The organism is Pedobacter riviphilus (assembly GCF_014692875.1).
Classification (GTDB): domain Bacteria; phylum Bacteroidota; class Bacteroidia; order Sphingobacteriales; family Sphingobacteriaceae; genus Pedobacter; species Pedobacter riviphilus.
In genome coordinates this window covers 2,962,101-2,980,394 of sequence record NZ_CP061171.1, presented here as the reverse complement: position 1 = coordinate 2,980,394, position 18,294 = coordinate 2,962,101, and the positions used below count along the sequence as shown (strand labels likewise).

17 protein-coding genes and 1 pseudogene are annotated in these 18,294 nt (G+C 37.4%); 10 read left to right on the top strand and 8 right to left on the bottom strand.

What is annotated here, in order from left to right; translation table 11 throughout:
- Window positions 1-332: 332 nt before the first annotated feature.
- Entirely contained in the window at window positions 333-1,085 is a 753-nt protein-coding gene (locus H9N25_RS12270; protein ID WP_190326056.1) for a DeoR/GlpR family DNA-binding transcription regulator, read from the bottom strand.
- Window positions 1,086-1,141: 56 nt separating this feature from the next.
- Between H9N25_RS12270 and nudK the strand changes: the two genes are divergently transcribed.
- Window positions 1,142-1,720 (top strand): GDP-mannose pyrophosphatase NudK, encoded by a 579-nt coding sequence (nudK, locus tag H9N25_RS12265; RefSeq protein WP_190326055.1) that lies wholly within the window; start codon window positions 1,142-1,144, stop codon window positions 1,718-1,720.
- Between the two features lie 98 nt (window positions 1,721-1,818).
- Complete coding sequence (locus tag H9N25_RS12260; RefSeq protein ID WP_167295028.1) at window positions 1,819-2,862, top strand: NAD(P)-dependent alcohol dehydrogenase; 1,044 nt, start codon at window positions 1,819-1,821, stop codon at window positions 2,860-2,862.
- 73 nt (window positions 2,863-2,935) lie between these two features.
- Here H9N25_RS12260 and H9N25_RS12255 read toward each other — a convergent pair whose 3' ends face one another.
- Window positions 2,936-3,811 (bottom strand): hypothetical protein, encoded by an 876-nt coding sequence (locus H9N25_RS12255; RefSeq protein WP_190326054.1) that lies wholly within the window; start codon window positions 3,809-3,811, stop codon window positions 2,936-2,938.
- Between the two features lie 496 nt (window positions 3,812-4,307).
- On the opposite strand from H9N25_RS12255, the gene H9N25_RS12250 reads away from it, so the two are divergent.
- Complete coding sequence (locus H9N25_RS12250; RefSeq protein WP_167295026.1) at window positions 4,308-4,919, top strand: NUDIX hydrolase; 612 nt, start codon at window positions 4,308-4,310, stop codon at window positions 4,917-4,919.
- Between the two features lie 139 nt (window positions 4,920-5,058).
- On the opposite strand, the gene H9N25_RS12245 is transcribed toward H9N25_RS12250, so the two are convergent.
- The 5 genes from H9N25_RS12245 to H9N25_RS12225 all read right to left on the bottom strand — a co-directional run bounded on the left by H9N25_RS12245 (window position 5,059) and on the right by H9N25_RS12225 (window position 8,638).
- Window positions 5,059-5,664 (bottom strand): hypothetical protein, encoded by a 606-nt coding sequence (locus H9N25_RS12245; RefSeq protein WP_190326053.1) that lies wholly within the window; start codon window positions 5,662-5,664, stop codon window positions 5,059-5,061.
- Window positions 5,654-6,157 (bottom strand): RNA polymerase sigma factor, encoded by a 504-nt coding sequence (locus H9N25_RS12240; protein WP_167295024.1) that lies wholly within the window; start codon window positions 6,155-6,157, stop codon window positions 5,654-5,656. The genes H9N25_RS12245 and H9N25_RS12240 overlap by 11 nt, the downstream gene beginning before the upstream one ends.
- A gap of 258 nt (window positions 6,158-6,415) precedes the next feature.
- Window positions 6,416-6,877: a pantetheine-phosphate adenylyltransferase gene (gene coaD, locus H9N25_RS12235; protein WP_167295023.1), complete on the bottom strand. Its 462-nt coding sequence runs from the start codon at window positions 6,875-6,877 to the stop codon at window positions 6,416-6,418.
- A 430-nt stretch (window positions 6,878-7,307) separates the two neighbouring features.
- Window positions 7,308-7,841, bottom strand: a complete 534-nt coding sequence (rsmD, locus tag H9N25_RS12230; protein WP_190326052.1) for a 16S rRNA (guanine(966)-N(2))-methyltransferase RsmD — start codon at window positions 7,839-7,841, stop codon at window positions 7,308-7,310.
- Window positions 7,832-8,638 (bottom strand): DUF3822 family protein, encoded by an 807-nt coding sequence (locus H9N25_RS12225; protein WP_190326051.1) that lies wholly within the window; start codon window positions 8,636-8,638, stop codon window positions 7,832-7,834. Before H9N25_RS12225 ends, rsmD begins: the two co-directional genes overlap by 10 nt.
- A 392-nt stretch (window positions 8,639-9,030) precedes the next feature.
- Between H9N25_RS12225 and H9N25_RS25300 the strand changes: the two genes are divergently transcribed.
- From H9N25_RS25300 to H9N25_RS12210, 4 genes and pseudogenes are all read left to right on the top strand, one after another.
- Window positions 9,031-9,684, top strand: coding sequence for a putative sensor domain DACNV-containing protein (locus H9N25_RS25300; RefSeq protein ID WP_330221034.1), 654 nt, complete (start codon window positions 9,031-9,033; stop codon window positions 9,682-9,684).
- Window positions 9,685-9,686: 2 nt separating this feature from the next.
- A complete protein-coding gene (locus H9N25_RS25295) occupies window positions 9,687-10,169 on the top strand; it encodes a hypothetical protein (RefSeq protein WP_330221033.1) in 483 nt (160 codons plus the stop codon).
- A gap of 310 nt (window positions 10,170-10,479) precedes the next feature.
- A pseudogene (locus H9N25_RS12215) lies at window positions 10,480-11,912 on the top strand (ATP-dependent DNA helicase).
- 110 nt (window positions 11,913-12,022) lie between these two features.
- Complete coding sequence (locus H9N25_RS12210; protein WP_190326050.1) at window positions 12,023-12,694, top strand: MCP four helix bundle domain-containing protein; 672 nt, start codon at window positions 12,023-12,025, stop codon at window positions 12,692-12,694.
- A 134-nt stretch (window positions 12,695-12,828) separates the two neighbouring features.
- Here the strand turns inward: H9N25_RS12210 and H9N25_RS12205 are convergent, their stop codons facing one another.
- The gene (locus H9N25_RS12205; protein WP_190326049.1) at window positions 12,829-13,674 is read right to left on the bottom strand and encodes a CvfB family protein; all 846 of its coding nucleotides are present in this window, start codon (window positions 13,672-13,674) and stop codon (window positions 12,829-12,831) included.
- A gap of 334 nt (window positions 13,675-14,008) precedes the next feature.
- On the opposite strand from H9N25_RS12205, the gene H9N25_RS12200 reads away from it, so the two are divergent.
- The 3 genes from H9N25_RS12200 (at window position 14,009) to H9N25_RS12190 (ending at window position 18,281) form a co-directional block, all read left to right on the top strand.
- Entirely contained in the window at window positions 14,009-14,611 is a 603-nt protein-coding gene (locus tag H9N25_RS12200; RefSeq protein ID WP_190326048.1) for an LURP-one-related/scramblase family protein, read from the top strand.
- A 186-nt stretch (window positions 14,612-14,797) separates the two neighbouring features.
- Window positions 14,798-16,534, top strand: a complete 1,737-nt coding sequence (locus tag H9N25_RS12195; RefSeq protein ID WP_190326047.1) for an ABC transporter ATP-binding protein — start codon at window positions 14,798-14,800, stop codon at window positions 16,532-16,534.
- Window positions 16,518-18,281 carry an ABC transporter ATP-binding protein gene (locus H9N25_RS12190; RefSeq protein WP_190326046.1) on the top strand — a complete coding sequence of 588 codons (1,764 nt, stop codon included), beginning with the start codon at window positions 16,518-16,520 and terminating at the stop codon, window positions 18,279-18,281. Before H9N25_RS12195 ends, H9N25_RS12190 begins: the two co-directional genes overlap by 17 nt.
- The last annotated feature ends 13 nt before the right edge of the window (window positions 18,282-18,294 follow it).

Sequence of the window (18,294 nt, the reverse complement as noted above, 5' to 3'; positions counted from 1 at the left end):
CCCCTTTGTTTTACATTGGGGAAGAAAAATGTAGGAATCGGGATTTGATTTCGACATTCCAATACTACAAATATCGGAAATTTTGATGGATGCTAAAAGCTGTTTCTTGCGACTTCCTGTAAATCAGTGTAATAAAGAATGGTAGGGGCTAAAAGCAACGCTCATTATATTATAATTATCATGTTGTTAACTTTCTGTAACGTTCATTAAAAACCGGCTGTCTTAACCAAACTCGGGTGTAATTGTTTTAGATCCGATTATTTCAGTACTCGCCACCCGCTAACCAGACTCATATTTAGCTTTTTGAATGCCCAATCTATTATTCGTCAGTTTTATACCTTTACTGAAAGTACTGATATCCCTTTGGACTGGAATTCTATTATTTCGGGCGCATTATAGTCGCTAATTAAAATATCTACGAGCGATAAATCATTAAATTTTAAATATGATGTTTTTCCTATTTTGCTGGCATCGCAAAGCATATAAACGCAATCGCTTTGCGATGCCATAGCTAAAGTATTGGAAGCCTCGTGCTCACTGCCTGCATATAATCCCTCAGCAGTGATCCCATCTACACCTAAAAAGGCTTTCGAAGCGTGATATCTGGTAATATGTTCGTATGCCATCGTTCCATGAACAGCTTGTCTGGTTGTATCAACCTCACCTCCAATAAGGTTAATGGTTACGGCACTGTGCTGTAGTTCATTTACTACCGGTAGAGAATTGGTAATCACTTTTATTTTTTTGTTTTTGATAAACTGACATAACCTAAAAGCTGTGCTCCCGCAATCGATAAATATAACATCACCATCAATAATGTCTTCGGCAGCCCTTTTGCAGATCGCATCTTTTGCTTTTAAATTTACTACAGCCTTATTGGCAAATGATACTGGTTTTATTAATTCACTTATTTTCATTGCACCTCCATGGGTACGGTAAAGCAGTCCGTTAGCTGCCATAATGGTCAGGTCTCTTCTTGCGGTAACTTCAGAAACATTAATCTCAGCTGCTAATTGCCTAATATCAACCTCGCCAAGCTCCTCTAAAAGTTCGAGAATTTTATGCGCCCTTTTTTGAAATGTCATATATAATGATTTAATTCGATCAAAAATAATCATAATCAATCAAAAATAATCATTTTATGAAAAATATTAATATCCTAAATACCCAAATTCTATCAGATAATTGGTATACACTTAAAAAAGTAACTTTCGAAATGATGGGGATTGATGGCACTAAATCTATTTTAGAACGAGAAGCTTATGATAGAGGTAATGGCGCTACAATCTTATTGTATAATAAACAATTTAAAACGGTTGTACTTACCCGGCAGTTCAGGATACCAACATTTATTAATGGAAATGGTACGGGTTACCTGATTGAGTGCTGCGCCGGACTATTGGATGAGGATAATGCGGAAGATTGTATCAGAAGAGAAACTGAAGAAGAAACCGGATTTAGGATCGATCAGGTAGAAAAAGTGTTCGAGGCCTATATGTCGCCCGGCTCGGTTACCGAGCTATTATACTTTTTTGTTGCAGCATATTCATACGATATGAAATTGCATGATGGAGGAGGACTGCAAGAAGAAAATGAAGATATAGAGGTTTTGGAATTACCATTTGAAAAGGCGCTTGAAATGATAAAATCTGGTGAAATAAAGGATGGTAAAACCATTATGCTGCTGCAGTATGCCCAATTAAAGGGATTGATGTTGTAATTGATTGTTTGAATTTTGCAATGATTTATTTGATTTGCGTAATTATTCTTAACAAACTGCTGTTTACATTTGTTGTGGTCTAATTAATTTAAATTTTTATGATAGCAACAAAAGGATATGCGGCACAAAATGCCGAAACTGATCTTGCACCCTGGAATTTTGAGCGCCGGGAAGTAGGTCCCCATGATGTGCAGTTCGAAATACTTTTCTGTGGAGTTTGCCACTCAGATCTGCACCAGATAAAAAACGATTGGTTTCCAGGAATATTCCCAATGGTTCCTGGTCACGAAATTGTGGGCAGGGTAGTGAAGGTTGGAGATCACGTTAAGAAATTTAAGGTGGGCGACCTTGCTGGTACAGGTTGTATGGTAGATTCTTGCCAGGTTTGCGAAAACTGTAAACAAGATTTAGAACAATATTGTTTAGAAGGAAATACACAAACATACAATAGTTTTGAAAGAGATGGTAAAACACCAACTTATGGTGGTTATTCGGATACGATTGTAGTAAGGGAAGAATTTGTACTTCATGTATCAGATAAATTAAATCTTGCTGCCGTAGCACCACTTTTATGTGCAGGTATTACCACTTATTCGCCGTTAAAATACTGGAAAGTAGGAAAAGGCCATAAACTGGCTGTACTTGGCTTAGGTGGTTTAGGCCATATGGCGGTGAAATTTGGTGTAGCTTTTGGCGCTGAGGTAACGGTATTAAGTACTTCACCAAAAAAAGAAGCGGATGCTAAAAAATTAGGAGCACACCATTTTGTGGTAACTACCGATCCTGCACAGGTTAAAGCAGCTAAAGGTACCTTCGATTTTATTTTGGATACTGTATCTGCTGAACATGATTTTAATATGTACCTTTCTTTGTTAAGGACAAATGGTACACATATTTGTGTGGGTGTTCCACCAAAACCAGCAGAAATTGCTGCTTTCAGTTTATTGGGTGGCAGAAAAAGTTTAGCCGGATCAGGTATTGGCGGTATTGCCGAAACTCAGGAAATGTTGGATTTTTGTGCAGAAAACAACATTGTATCTGATATCGAGCTTATCGATATAAAAGATATTCACAATGCCTACGATAGGATGCAAAAAGGTGATGTGCGCTACCGGTTTGTGATTGATATGGCTACATTGTAGTTCAGGCCAGAGTAAAATTATGGGGATTTAGAGATTGCAATATTTCTAAATCCCTTTTTGTTTAAGGATAGGCTCAATAATTTAAAGCATCTCCATTTTTCTTTAAAAATTCGGACAGCGTGATGTGGTGTTCGGATTCTACTTTGGCTAGCTGTCTTTCGTTTTCGGTTAATAGGTTACCCAATGTATTCAGCGAATCTTTAAGATAAGATATCGATAATATCCGTGAAATCCTGTTTCTGATTTTATCGGCAAGGAATAATTCGACCAATATCAGGCTGATCAGAAAAATATAATGGTTAAAGATAATGTTGTTTGTATTCTTGGCGAAGGTAGGCAGGCCTATCATGCCAAAAAATAAATCTATAATTAAAGGAATACCGATAATCGCAAGGAGCGAAAAACCGCTAACTTTTAAAGTAATTTCTTTTTCAGCATTCTTGATCTGTTCATTAAAGGCAGAAAACTTGCTTTTAAAAGGAATTTCTCTGTTATTCTGTTGCTGTTCTAATTTTTGAAGCTCTTTACCATGTTCGATATCGATTTTCCGTACCTGCTCTACAATATGGGTTTCGGCTTTGTTCAGTTTTTCCTGATCTTCTACAATAGATTCCTGTTCGGCAATAATTTTGTCCATTACCAACAGGTCTTCGGGGATGCCGTGGCGAAGTTTCTGTTCTGCGGCTACAATGCGGTTATCCAGTTGTTTAAACTGCCTTTTAAGCTCAATAATTTCTTTGTTAAAATGCTCTTTTTTTGAAGCATAGCTATTTTCGAGGCTATTAAGTGCCGAAACATATTCGAAATCTGCCAAAAGCTGTTCGTTACTGGCAAAACGCTGATAAAGCCCATTTAATTTGATGAAGAGCTCGCCTGTTGATTTTTCCGGTTTAGAAAGATCACTTCGGTATGCTTCCAGATCTTTTTCTGATAATGAAGGTATGGGCATAGTAGATTAAAAAGCTAAAATTATGAAAAATATTTATCCTTGACGGAATTATAAACGCTGTTTTCCGTTCAAATGTTCCATTATTACTATTAAACCATTTTTTTTACAATCTAGTGTATCTGGGTTTTGAAGGAGGAAGATTTTTTATTTAAATATAATCTGTTAGTCTTCAGTTGTTTAGGGTCGGTGTTTTAATATTGCTAAAATATTTTTTGATTTTTTTTATCAGTTTAATAAATTATTCTATATTTGTATCAAGCAAGGGGTGAGAGCCTTGCATCAATCTTTGATTGAGAGCGTTAATTTAGATAAGGTTACAACATTAATTGTTGTAACCTTTTTTTATATCCTATAAATAACCCAACAATTTTTCTACTTTTAGAGCATTGCAAAATATATAGGTTTCGCAGAAAGAACTCTTTAAATGTAATCGGGAAAGGAGCAGGTTGCTATAAAAAAAAAGCACTATTCTCTATTTAATGTGTGTTAAAAATATATGCCAAGAAATTATAGAATTTATATCAACGATAACACTTTGTTTATATCAGACTTTTTGCCAGAGCAAAAAGAAAAAATTCAACAACTAGAATTTCAGGATTTCAATCTGCAAACGTTCTACAAAAAACTAAAAAATGGCTCTAAAAAGAGTTATATTTTCTTGACAAAAAATCCTCAGGAAACCTTTAAAAAATTAAAGAAAGATTGTACCATTATTAAGGCCGCTGGTGGCCTGGTAGAGAGTGCAAATGGTAATTTTTTGTTTATTTTTAGGAACAAAAAGTGGGATCTACCCAAAGGGAAATTAGAAGAAGGTGAAAAAATGAAAGAAGCCGCTGTTCGTGAGGTAGAGGAAGAGTGTGGAATCAGGGTTTTTAAGCGCGAAGAAAAACTTTGTAAAACCTATCATGTTTACCCAATTGGGACTAAAATGGTAATCAAGAAAACTAACTGGTACAAAATGAAGGTTAAAGGCGAACCAAAATTGATTCCTCAAAAAGAAGAAGGCATTGATGAAGCAGTTTGGCTTGATAAAAACCACATTTCGCCAGTAGTTAAAAATACTTTTCCATCAATTATGGATGTGCTGAGGGCTGGCGGGATTTTGTAAGAACTCCCAAAGCGTTAGACGGTAACATCCGACTACACATCTTGTGGTGTCAGATATTGCTATCTTACGCATGCAAATTCATCTAAAAATCAATGAATTGGTCCTTTATCAGTCAGATGGTAACATCTGACTGCACAGATTATTCATAATCCAACTCATCAACTACCTTTTTAACCTGTTTTAGGTATTTTCCGTAATAAAACCAGGCCCATAGTTCTGTTATGACGCCAATAATCAGAATGGTAACAAAACAGTTTAATAAGATGTAAACAGGTGAAAGCTTAGCTAAAATTTTATTGAAAATAGAAGCCTTTTCTATAAACAAATAAACTGTAATGAATGCGATGCCGATAAAGGCAATAATGTAGGTGAGGGCTTTATACAGTTCGATATTCAGTTTCATTTCGTAGAAAAACCAGAGGATGTTTTTGCGTGTATCTAAACTCATATCGTAAGAGTTTTTATAGAACAGGTAAAACTTAAAAAAATAATAAGCTGTAAATCCGCAGATGATGGCATAAAACATTAAAAATACCTGGTTCATTACCGATGAGAAACCAAAAAGGTAAGGAACAAAGGCCATGAGCATCAAAAAGAAAATCTGGTAGAAAAACTCATGTTTCATTTTTCCTCTTATTTTATCAATTGGGGTATGTGCCTGTTTTATTTTAAGCATGCTGGTAGAAATGTTGTTTCCTTCCGGACTTTCAGTATTCCATTCATTTTTAATTTCGTCAAAATTCATAACCGTTTTTCTTTATGATGAATTGTAATTTTTCTTTAGTTCTGTTGAGTTTAACCCGTGCATTTACTTCGCTAATTCCCAGGTTTTCGGCAATTTCGCGATGAGATTGATTTTCGAGGAAGAGAAATATCAATGCTTTTTCTATCACATTCAGCTCTTGCACGGCAGTATACAGATAGGCTAGTTTTTCTTCCTTTTCGGCACTTTCATTTACATCTATTACATCAATATTTTCATCCAATGGTGTTTTATCTACTTTTCTATTGTCCTTTTTAAAATAGATTAAAGCTGTATTTAAACAGACACGATACATCCAGGTGGTAAATTTGGCCTTGCCCTTAAAAGTGGGATAGGCTTTCCATAGCTGTAATACGATTTCCTGAAACAGATCACGTTGTTCTTCGGCACTGTTCATATACATTTTAGAAATCTTATGTATAATCGCTTTGTGCTGATTGATCAGGGTGAGGAATGTATTTTCTGCTTCTTTCATTTAATATTATAACCCATTGGTAACCGATTCTTTAAAACGTTACATTTTAAATTTAAATAATATTAAACTACTGTAAAGGAGGATGAGCAAGGATAGGGTAAAAGGCTTCGACTCTGCCCAGACTGACATTTTTTTAGTGGTTGAAGTTTATGATGGTGGTGTCAGATATTTCTATCTGACACAAAATGCAGATTAGAAATATGTATGTAAATGCATCTATCTGTCAGGTCGTAGCACCAGACACTACATCACTAAAAATTATAAAAATTTAAGTGCTTCTTTAGGCACAAATGGACTTACATCGCCGTGGTTTCTTAAAATATCGCGTACAATGGTAGAGCTAATGGCAGAATATTCGGGTTTGCTTAAAAGTAAAATGGTTTCTACTTCGGGCATCATGGTCTGATTGATCTGTGCGATGGCTCTTTCATATTCAAAGTCAGATGCTGAACGGATACCGCGTACCATATATTTGGCATCAATTTTCCTGCAGAAATCTACTGTTAAACCTTCGTAAGTTTGGATTTCGATATTTTGATAGCCTTTAAAAACAGTCTGTAAAATCTGGAGACGCTGCTCTGCACTTAAGAAATTCTGTTTAGAACTGTTTAGTCCGATACCCACTACAATTTTATCGAAAAGTGGAGTGGCACGTTGTAAAATGTTTACGTGAGCAATAGTGATCGGATCAAATGAGCCTGGAAATAGCGCTATCTTCATGATTCAAATATAGATTTTTATGGCGAAAGGACGAAGTTGGATTCATCTCAAATTAAGTCGGTCGTCACCCTGAATTTAATTCAGGGTCTTTATACTAAAAGATGCTGACCACGTAGTAGCTACAAGACAATTGAAAACACTATTTCTACTTGTAAAATAAATTCAGCATGACGATTCAGGGTCTTCGGTATTTTTTCCTACAGAAACACAGATTTACGTAATACACCTGGCTTAATCTTTTACCGCTAAGAAATTAAGGACATTAAGAAGTTCAGCAGCACTATAGCTGGAGCAGACCGCTCATTTTAAGCCTGATTGCAATGAAAAGCAGGACTGAAGACTGCCATAACGCGCTGTGTGCTCAATTCTAAAAATAAATTAACGATGCGCCATTAACCAATGAACTAATGACCAATGAACGATTGAACTACTATAACTCAAAAAAGCTGAACGATGAATTGCCGTATTTTCTGGTTTCGGTGTAGCCGGGCTGGCTGTTCAGTTTCATGTTACTTTGGTGTTCTACAATTAACAAGCCATTAGGCTTAAGCAATTGTTGCTCCTTTACCATTACCGGAATCTGTGGAATGTTAGGCATATTGTAAGGTGGATCGGCAAAGATCAGGTCGTAAGCGCCGGTCATCTGTTTTAATAATTTAAAAACATCACCTTTACGCACATCAATCTGATCGAACTGATATTGTTTTGCGGTATTTTTAACCCAGTTTACGCAGCCATAATCCATATCAACTGCTAAAATACTTTCTGCGCCACGCGAGGCAAATTCAAAAGTTAAATTTCCGGTACCGCAGAATAAATCTAAAACAGAACAGGATTCGAAATCATATTTGTTGTTGAGGATATTGAAAAGCGCTTCTTTGGCCATATCCGTAGTTGGGCGTACCGGTAAATTTGCAGGGGGCTGCAAACGGATGCCCTTTAATTTGCCGCCAATTATTCGCATAAATCTAAAGCAAGTAGGCCGCTGAAATAGTGCTTAGGCATATCGGCCAATAGCTCGCTATTTTGTTTTCCAGCAGGAAGGAAGAAATAAAGTTGGTTAAAATATTTTAATAAGCAGTTGTAATGCTCATCATCTTCGTTAATAATTCCTTGTAAATAAACGGGAATAGTATCACTTAAATCCAGTTGTTCGATCATTAACAACAGGAAATAATTAAACTCCTCTGCATTTTCTGATTGATAATGGTTTTGAAAAACAATCTTTTTATCTTTTATGTATAATACATTAAAAGATACTGCTGTAAAATCGATTAATAAAGATTCGTCTGCCAAATGGTTAAATAAAGCCATGAGGGGTTCAGACTGGGGAAATAAATCTGTTTTTTCAGGCAAATTTGCTTTCAAATCCTCATCTAAACAAAAAATAGTATTAAAACCCAGCTTATCGTTGTGTTTAGTATAAACTTTAGCATCGGAACCTAAATATTTTGAATAAACGGTCAGGTTTTCGCCATCAAACCATTCATCAGGGATAAAAATAAAATTCGACGTATGTATTGCCGCTTTTACCGTTGCATAGTTTAATGATAAATAACGATCGGTTTCGAATGCAGATTTTAGTTCTTTCTGTACATCTTCACAGCCTTGTTTATCAAAAATAATATTAATCTCTTCCGTACCCTTACCTACCACAGCATAAGAAAAGCTGTCATTCGTTATTTTTAATAATAAATGGCAGTTTGCAGATGCATCAGCTTTAAAATCCGGATCGACTAATAAGAGACTGTTGTTACTCATTGAAACAAAAATAGACTTTTTTGAGGATTAACGGTAAGATGGGGGTGAATTTTTTGGTTTTGCCCCCAGTGCTTTAGTTTTTTTGCCACGGAAACACGGAGTTCATGGAAACAATTCCTAGTCATTTTCCTTACCAATTGCCCAATGAACCAACGCTTTTTTCTACTACAAGAGACACTTGAGTGAATTAATATTCGCTCAAATATACAGTTAACTTCGTGTTCTTTGCGTCTTTGTGGTTAATCTTATCTCTGTGCGCTTTGCGGTAAAAAGAACATCAAAAATATCTGTGTTCATCTGTGAAAGTCTGTGGTAAAAATGTCTGTGTTTTTTTACCAAAATCAAACCTTTAGGATATTCAAAAATCGAAATATTCGGCTTAAATTCGGAACATGAGTTACAAGCCTACCTACAAAGCGGCAAACACGATTGCAGCAACTATTGAGCAACATTTTGTTAAATTGCATAAAAATGCAATTGCACAAGGTGAGATAGATTTGGCTACTCAACCAGGTCAAAAAATAATTGAAGCAATAATTGATGTTGCTTTTTGGAGCAGCTTACGTAAGGAGGAGGGGCATTCGCCACGGATTTCGATTGCTTTTTTACCTCCTGAACAAACCTCGAAACCATTGCATTTTGCCAAAAAGTTAGCATTAAATGCCAATACCTTAACCAAAATAGCACCTGGGATTGAACGCTCTGGTATCCATCTGGGCGTTTGGGAAGAAGATGGCGAACTTTATATCTGGGGCACAACCCTTAATATTCCGAACTTTTGTTTTGTGGTTGATGTTTCGGAACCTGGATTAATTGTAATTAAACACAGGAGGATTTATGGCATTGGTAAGTTTACCAACGTTGCTGTGCTAAAAGGGGAGCAGATCCGCATTGTAGACGATAGAAGTTGTACGAATAAGGATTGCCCGCCTATTTTACAGGCCTTGTTAGATCTCACTGTTTTAGCCAGCTGGAATGATCCGATCAATATTTTGATTCAATTTTCGGTTTCCATGCGTGCGCATGGTCGGGGGGAGCCTTGTTAATTGTGCCGAAAGGCGATACGAAATGGGAAGAATCGATTATCCACCCGATACAGTATTTGATAGAACCTCCATTCTGTGGATTATCCAACCTGGCGAAACAGAGCGGTAATCAGAGCGAAATTTTTTCGCAGGGGGCTGTGCGTCGCGAGGTTGATCATTTGGCGGGTTTAACAGCGGTTGATGGTGCAACAATCATCAACGAAGAATTTGATCTGATTGCATTTGGTGCAAAAATCGGCCGTGCTAAAGGTAAACCAACGGTAGAACAGATTGCATTTTCGGAGCCCATTGTTGGTGGTGAAGATAAAATTCTTTATCCAGGACAACTTGGTGGTACGCGGCATTTTTCTGTGGCACAGTTTGTTAACGATCAGCCACAGTCTATTGGTTTGGTAGCCTCTCAGGATGGCCATTTTACTATTTTCAGTTATAGCAAAAAACAAAATATGGTAATGGCGCACCGCATTGAAACACTTCTCTTATAACGAAAATTGCTTGATTGTTACATTGTTTTATTGTTTAGGCAGAATGCCCTTAAAAAAGAGCATTATCTTTGCCGCTTAAACCGTATTGAAGCGGCATCCCCGATTTAAGGGCCATTAAGTGTTTCATAGGTTTCATCGGGGATATAGCGGAAAGACGGACTGCCGGAACCGATTAGCATTGCAATTGCTTTTCAAAACAAAAAAATGTTTTTTATGAACGATAGCCGTAAACCGTTAACGGATTAACCAGTTTTTCAATTTTCAGGTAGCGAATTTTATATAATTTACCAATTCAGAATCAAAACCCTAAATGATCAAGGATAAAAGCCAGCTTATTGCTTCAGCATACGAACATAGCCCAACTAAGGAGCAATTGCTTTTTTGCGAACGGATGGCGTTGTTTTTGCAACAGGACGATGAGTACCGCTGTTTTGTGCTGAAAGGATATGCAGGTACGGGTAAAACTACTTCTGTAGCAGCTTTGGTAAAGGTCTTGAAACAATTTAACCTGCGTAGTGAGTTACTGGCACCAACCGGAAGGGCCGCGAAAGTAATGAGTCAATATTCTTTTCGGAAGGCGCTAACTATACATAAACGGATTTACCGCAAACGCTCTGCAGCATCGCCGGAAATGCAGTTTCAGTTGGCACCGAACCTCGCCGAAAATACATTGTTTATTATCGATGAGGCTTCTATGATAGCCGATGAATTTAACGAAACAGGTTCTTCGATATTAAGAGATCTGCTCGAGTTTGTATATAACACCAAAAATTGTTTTTTGCTTTTTGTAGGCGATACGGCACAGCTACCCCCGTGGGGAGTTTAGATAGCCCGGCCCTGAACGAACAGTACCTCAAAGATAAATTTGCGTTAACCGTGTCATCTGTCGAGTTAAAGGAAGTGGTTAGGCAAGGAAAGAAATCGGGTATTTTGGCCAATGCCACCATGTTGAGAAATCAGATTGCTAAAAATCCTGAAAATCCGATGCCTAAATTCCTGACTAAAAGTTATACAGATATCTATAATATGCCTGGGGCACGTTTAGTTGAAGGACTGGAATATGCTTACCGCAAATTCGGCATGGAAAATACCCTGGTGGTTTGCCGTTCCAATAAATCGGCCAATGTGTATAACCAGCAGATTAGAGCAAGGTTGCTGTATCGCGAGGAAGAGTTAACAGGTGGCGATCAGATTATGGTGGTGCGCAACAATTATTTCTGGCTGCCAGAGAACGAGGATACGGCTTTTATTGCCAATGGTGATATGGCAAAGGTGATTCGCGTGAGGGGAGAAGAAGAACGTTATGGATTCCGTTTTGCTGATGCCACTTTAGAGTTTATGGATTTCCCCGCTGCAGGACAGATTAGCTGCAAAGTAATGTTAGATACCTTAAATTTAGAAAGTGCAAATCTACCTTACGAGCAGAATAAAAAGTTGTTTGATGGACTTAATGAAGATTACGAACACATTGCCAATAAAAGGCAACGGATGCTGGCCATTAAGGCCGATCCTTTTTATAACGCCCTGCAAATTAAGTTTGCTTATGCGGTAACCTGTCATAAAGCACAGGGTGGACAGTGGGATGCTGTTTTTGCTGATCAGGGTTATCTAACTGAAGAAATGATTGATCTCGATTTTCTCCGCTGGTTATACACGGCTGTAACACGAGCAAAAAAAGAGTTATATTTAGTCAATTTTGCGCCACAACTTTTCGCGAAAACCGCGCAGGAGGATTACTTTTAGTAGCTATCGTCTGCTGAATTTATTTCAACATCTTTCCTGCTACAAGACCCTTAAATGAATTCAGGGTGACGGTCAAAGCAAGTGAAGTTTAGATACTAACCAATTATATTATGAAATTTGCCTTTAGTCTTAAAAACAAGCTAAAAATAGCTTTCCTGCTTTTCTGCATCATGTGCTGCACCTTGTTGATCCGCTTTTTGGAAGATAAAAGTGTAGAGCAGATTAACGAATCTTTTATTTCCATGTACAATGACAGGCTTGTTCCGGCAACAGACCTATATTTTATTGCCGAAAACCTTTATTATAAAAAAGAGATCCTTCAAGATATATTATTGGGTAACAACATTATTCATCCCTCAGCGGGTTTGGTTAAAATGAATAAACACAACCGTAAAATAGATTCAGTAATTAATAAATATGAACTTACTTTATTGGTAAAGCAGGAAAAAAGTTTTCTAAACGATCTTAAAAGGGCATTAACGGTTCAGCAAGGATTGGAGGTTAAAATTTTGAACATGGCTGGTACAGAGGAGAGGGCAATTTATGAGTCGTTGGGTAGGGAAGCTACAAACCAGACTTTGGCTAAACTTTCGGCGCTCATTAAAATACAATCTAAAGTTGGGAATGATCTGATTAAAGGTTCAAAGATCTTCGTTTCGGGAACAAAGATATATTCTACCTTGCAGGTTATTTTAGCTATTGTAATCGGAATTATGATCGTGGCCATTGTTTCGGCCTCGAATACAGTGAAAATTCAGAGCGAGAAGTTTAATTTGAATTAGATTTATAGTAAGTTTTACTGGTTAATTCATGATTGGTCGTCTTTCCCGCGCAGGCGGGAATCGTAATGCAAGCGCTTTAAGATTCCCAATCAAGTTGGGAATGACGACCAATCGTAATGATTTTATGAAATAAATTATTCTGTCTCATCGTCTGTAATCAATCTGATCGAATCGTCAGAAAGTACAATTAAGCGCTCTTTGTATAATGAACCAATGGTTTTTTTGAAAGCACTTTTACTGATCTGGAAACGATGGTAAATATCTTCTGGGGAACTTTTGTCGCCCAATTCAATCACACCACCACTTTTTTTCAGTTCTTTTAACACCATCTCTTTCGAATCGAGGATATGACCATAACCGCTAGGTTGCAGGGTTAAATCGATCTTGCCTTCCACACGGATTTTCTTGATCCAGCCTTTACGCAGATCACCTGGTTGGATATTATCGAAAACCTCATTATTGTATAGCAAACCGATATAAGTATTGTTGATAATGGCATTGAAACCAAGATCGGTTTCTTCGGTAATCAATAAACTTACTTCGTCACCTTCTTCGAAATCGAAGTCCTCTTCTTCAACAAAATCATACAGTTTAGAAGAAGCCAACAAGCGACCGGTACTTTCGTCTAAATATAGGTAAACCACATACTTATAGCCTTTTTGCATGGGCCTTTTTTGCTCGCGATCCGGAACATATACGTCTTTATCAATACCGAGGTCCATAAAAACGCCATCATCACCATCAGAAACTACTTTCAAAAAAGCAAAATCGCCCACTTCGGCATATGCCTTTTGAGTAGTTCCTGTTAAGCGGCCGTCTTTTTGCACAAATACAAAAACATTAATGTTATCGCCAATTTCTACACCATTTGGAACATATTGGTAAGGCAGTACCACTAGTTTATCGCCGTCGGTTAAGTTTAATCCGGCTTCTGTTTTGCTTAAAATCCTTAACTCGTTGTATTTTCCTATTTCAATCATTTGTTTTGGGTTTAACCATTTTCTTCAATGGCTTTTGCTGCAAAGGTAGCAATGTTTAGTTGCAAATTGGTTTTAAATCTGTTGGAAAGGTACCGGAGCAAAACAGAAAAAATGTTCTTTACTTCGGCCTTGCGCAATGGCTACCAGCAACAGATTATAGAAGAACGGTCGTCATTCCCGCGCAGGCGGGAATCTTAAAGCGATATGTAAACCTAGCTAAAGTTTTAAGATTCCCAATCAAGTTGGGAATGACGACCCACGAAGACACCTTATTTGATCTTGTAATCGAAAAAAATATATATTTTCGCAACTTATCTAATATTAAATCTACAATATGAACAAGCAGATTCCTCCATTTTTTTTAAGCGATGAATATTTTATTGACGAGAAAGTAAACTTTTTAAAGTTTGCGAACGAGTACAAAGTTTACAACGATCAGGGTGCTCAGATCGGGATTATTAAACAGCGTATTTCTGGCTGGCACAAGGTTCTAACCTTGTTGGTTGATAAGCGAATGATGCCTTTTAAATTAGAAATTACCGATACCAACGACCAGTTGCAGGCTACCATTACCAGAGGCTGGACATTCTGGATGTCGAAAATTATCGTTACCGATCCCTTAGGTGTTGAAGTGGGTATTATTAAACAAAAATTTAAATTCTTCAAGCCAACTTTTACCATTTCGAGCCCGACATCGGGCGAGGAGATTGCAAAAATATCTGGCGATTGGAAAGCCTGGAATTTCAGCATTACCAATAATGTAGGTGCCGAAATGGGCAAAATAAATAAAAAATGGGCTGGCGCTTTGAAAGAAGTTTTTACCACAGCCGATAAATACAATGTTTCTATCGATCCCAGTTATGCGGAAAGCAACCAGAAGGTAGCAATTGTGGCCACTGCCATTACCATTGATATGGTTTTGAAGGAAAGTAAATAAGTGGTTAATTGTTTAAACCGTTAAATCGGTTAATTGTTGAATGAGCGAATGACTGAATGGACCTAATTCTTGTACAGTTATTTCGCTCATTCATAAATATATTTCTTCCTTAATATCTTTCTTACAATCGATATCAATTAATTCGGCTAAATTTGGAACCTACAATTTAAGGTATCTTCATTTGATATGGAAAAAACCAAAGAAGCCAAAAAGCCAAGTATTTTCAGTTTACTTGGAAACTACAGGGGCTTAATTTTTATGCTAATCCTGTTTGCATTGCTCAGTAACGGCATCAACTTACTCTTACCAAAGATTATTGCCGGTGGTATCGATTCTTATACCAACAAAACTTTCAATCTTCAATCCATCTTGCTTCAATTTTCGCTGGCCATTGTTCTGGTTTTTATTTTTACTTATTTACAGAGCATTGTACAAACCTATGCTTCTGAACGTGTAGCAAGAGATTTAAGAACAAGGCTGTCTGATCAGATTTCGAGACAAAGCCATGCCTACATTATTCAGGCTAACCCCTCAAAGCTGTTGACTAACCTTACGGCCGATGCCGATTCGATCAAAATGTTTGTTTCGCAGGCTATCGTTTCTATCTGTTCATCTATATTTTTAATTGTTGGGGCGAGTATTTTGCTCTTAATGATCAACTGGAAACTTGCACTTTGTGTAATTGCGATTGTGCCGATTATTGGCGGTGCATTTTTTTATGTATTAAGCAAGGTAAAAGTGCTTTTCAAAAAGAGCAGGGAAGTGATCGATTGGTTGAACAAAGTAATCAGCGAAAGTATTTTAGGTTCAGCTTTAATAAGGGTAATTAACTCTCAAACTTTAGAATACAATAAATTTTTAGATGCAAATGCCAAAGCGAGAGATTTAGGGATATCCATTCTGCGGATGTTTGCAGCCTTGATCCCAGTTATTGTTTTTACAGCCAATTTATCTGGTTTGTGCATTTTGGTGCTGGGCGGTCATTTTGTAATTACCAATTCGATGACGTTGGGAGAGTTTACGGCTTTTAGCAGTTACCTCACGCTCATCATATTTCCTATTTTGGTAATCGGTTTTATGAGCAATGTTATTGCACAGGCTACAGCATCGTATCAGCGGATAGAAAGTGTGCTGAATGCTATCGAGGTTAAACATCCAGGTACGCTGACAACACAATTAAAGGGCGATGTGGAAGTGAAAGATGTTAACATGAATTTCGGTCAAAAACCGGTTTTAAAATCGGTTTCGTTTTCTGCAAAAGCGGGCTCTAAAACGGCCATTATTGGGCCTACGGCTGCGGGTAAAACACAATTGCTCTATATTTTAACAGGTTTGATAGATGCCGATTCGGGATTGGTATTGTTTGATGGTAAAGAGATTAAACAATACAATCAGGAGAATTTCCATCAACAGGTTGGTTTTGTATTTCAGGACAGCATTATGTTCAACATGAGCATTAGGGAAAATATTGCCTTTAGCGATACCGTTACAGACGAATCGCTGGCTAAGGCCATTGCTACTGCCGAACTTAAAGATTTTGTAAGCGCTTTACCCGATCAGTTGAACACCATTGTTTCTGAACGGGGAAACAGCCTTTCGGGTGGACAAAAACAACGGATTATGCTGGCCAGGGCTTTAGCGGTGAATCCGAAGATCTTATTGCTTGATGATTTTACGGCCCGTGTTGATACCAATACGGAGAAAAGGATTTTAGAGAACATCCAACAAAATTATCCAGGTTTAACTTTACTTTCCATTACACAAAAAATAGCTTCTGTTGAACATTACGATAAAGTGATCTTGCTGATGCAGGGCGAAATCATTGCAGAAGGAACCCATCAGGAATTGCTGAAAAGCAGTCCGGAATATGTTCAGATTTACAATTCACAACAGAGCACCAGTAATTATGAACTACAATCTTAACCAGCTTAGTACCAGGCAGGAAAAGCAATCTACTTTTAAAGCACTGAAAAGCCTGCTTAAACTCATTTCAGTCGAACGTAAAAACCTTTGGCTGGCACTGATTGCCATTTTGGTAAATTCAGGCTTATTGCTTTTAGGGCCATTGTTGGTCGGCCATACAGTTGATACTTATATCCGCACTAAACAGTTTCATGGTGTTCTTGTTTTTGGTGGTATACTATTGGTAATGTATATGATTGCCATGGTAACCGGTTACACTCAAACCAGGTTAATGGGCGGAGTAGGCCAGCGGATGTTATACACTTTACGTAATGCCATTTTTAATAAATTACAGGAATTACCTGTTTCTTTTTTTAACCAGAATAAAGCAGGTGATCTGATTTCGAGGGTGAATAACGATACCGATAAGCTGAACCAGTTTTTCTCGCAGTCGCTAATGCAGTTTATAGGCAGTATTGTAACCATGATCGGCGCAGGTATTTTCCTGCTTTCAATTAACACGGAACTTGGTGCGGCAACACTTTCGCCGGCGGTTGTAATTGTTCTTTTTACAGTGGCTTTATCGCCTTGGGTAAAGGGAAAAAATGCTAAAAATTTAAAAAGTGTTGGCGGAATGAGCGCCGAAATACAGGAAAGCCTGAACAACTTTAAAGTGATTATTGCCTTTAACCGCAGAGATTATTTTAGGAAACGTTTTAACGAAGCCAATACCGAAAATTATAAAACGGCGATTGGTGCAGGTTTGGCCAACAATATTTTTGTACCTGTTTATGGGCTATTATCGAGTATTGCACAACTAATTACCTTACTTTTTGGTGTTTATTTAATTTCTAAGGGCAATTTCACCTTGGGCTTATTGGTGAGTTATATTTCTTATACCACCAATTTTTATAATCCACTGAGGCAGTTGGCCGCACTTTGGACCAGTTTTCAGGTTGCCATGGCAGGTTGGGACAGGATATCACAGATCTTATCATTAGAGAGTAACTTAAAACAGGTTAAAGTTGACGAAAATATTACCTCAGATGCTGCTTTGCTCGAGTTTAAAAATGTTCATTTTTCTTATGATGATAGTAAAGAAATCCTGCATAACATTAACTTAAGGTTCGAAAAAGGTAAAACTTACGCCCTAATTGGACCAACCGGAGGTGGGAAAACTACAACTGCTTCATTAATTTCCCGTTTATACGATGCCACAAAAGGAACTGTTTTATTAAATGGCAGGGATATCCGTTCATTTTCTGCAGAAGAACGGACACAAAAAATCGGTTTCATATTGCAAGAGCCATTTTTATTTACTGGATCAGTAAAAGAGAATATTTTATATGGCAACAGTTTATATAAGGAGGTAAGTGATGAGCAGCTGGAGAAAATAATTGAAGAGGCCAACCTGAATGCACTTTTAGCCATATTTGATGAAGGATTAAATACACAGATTACTTCAGCATCAGATAGTATCAGTTTGGGACAGAAACAACTGATAGCTTTTATGCGTGCCGTGCTTAGAAATCCTGAATTATTGATTCTTGATGAAGCTACAGCCAATATCGATACCATAACCGAACAACTTTTGGGAAGCATTTTAAATAAACTATCAAAAGAAACTACATTGGTAATTATTGCTCACCGTTTAAATACTATTGAAAATGCCGACGAAATTTATTTTGTAAATGAAGGCGAAGTGCAAAAAGCCGGAACGCTGAACGATGCATTAAATATGTTGCTGAAAGGAAAACGGGTAAGTTGATATCGTTATAAAC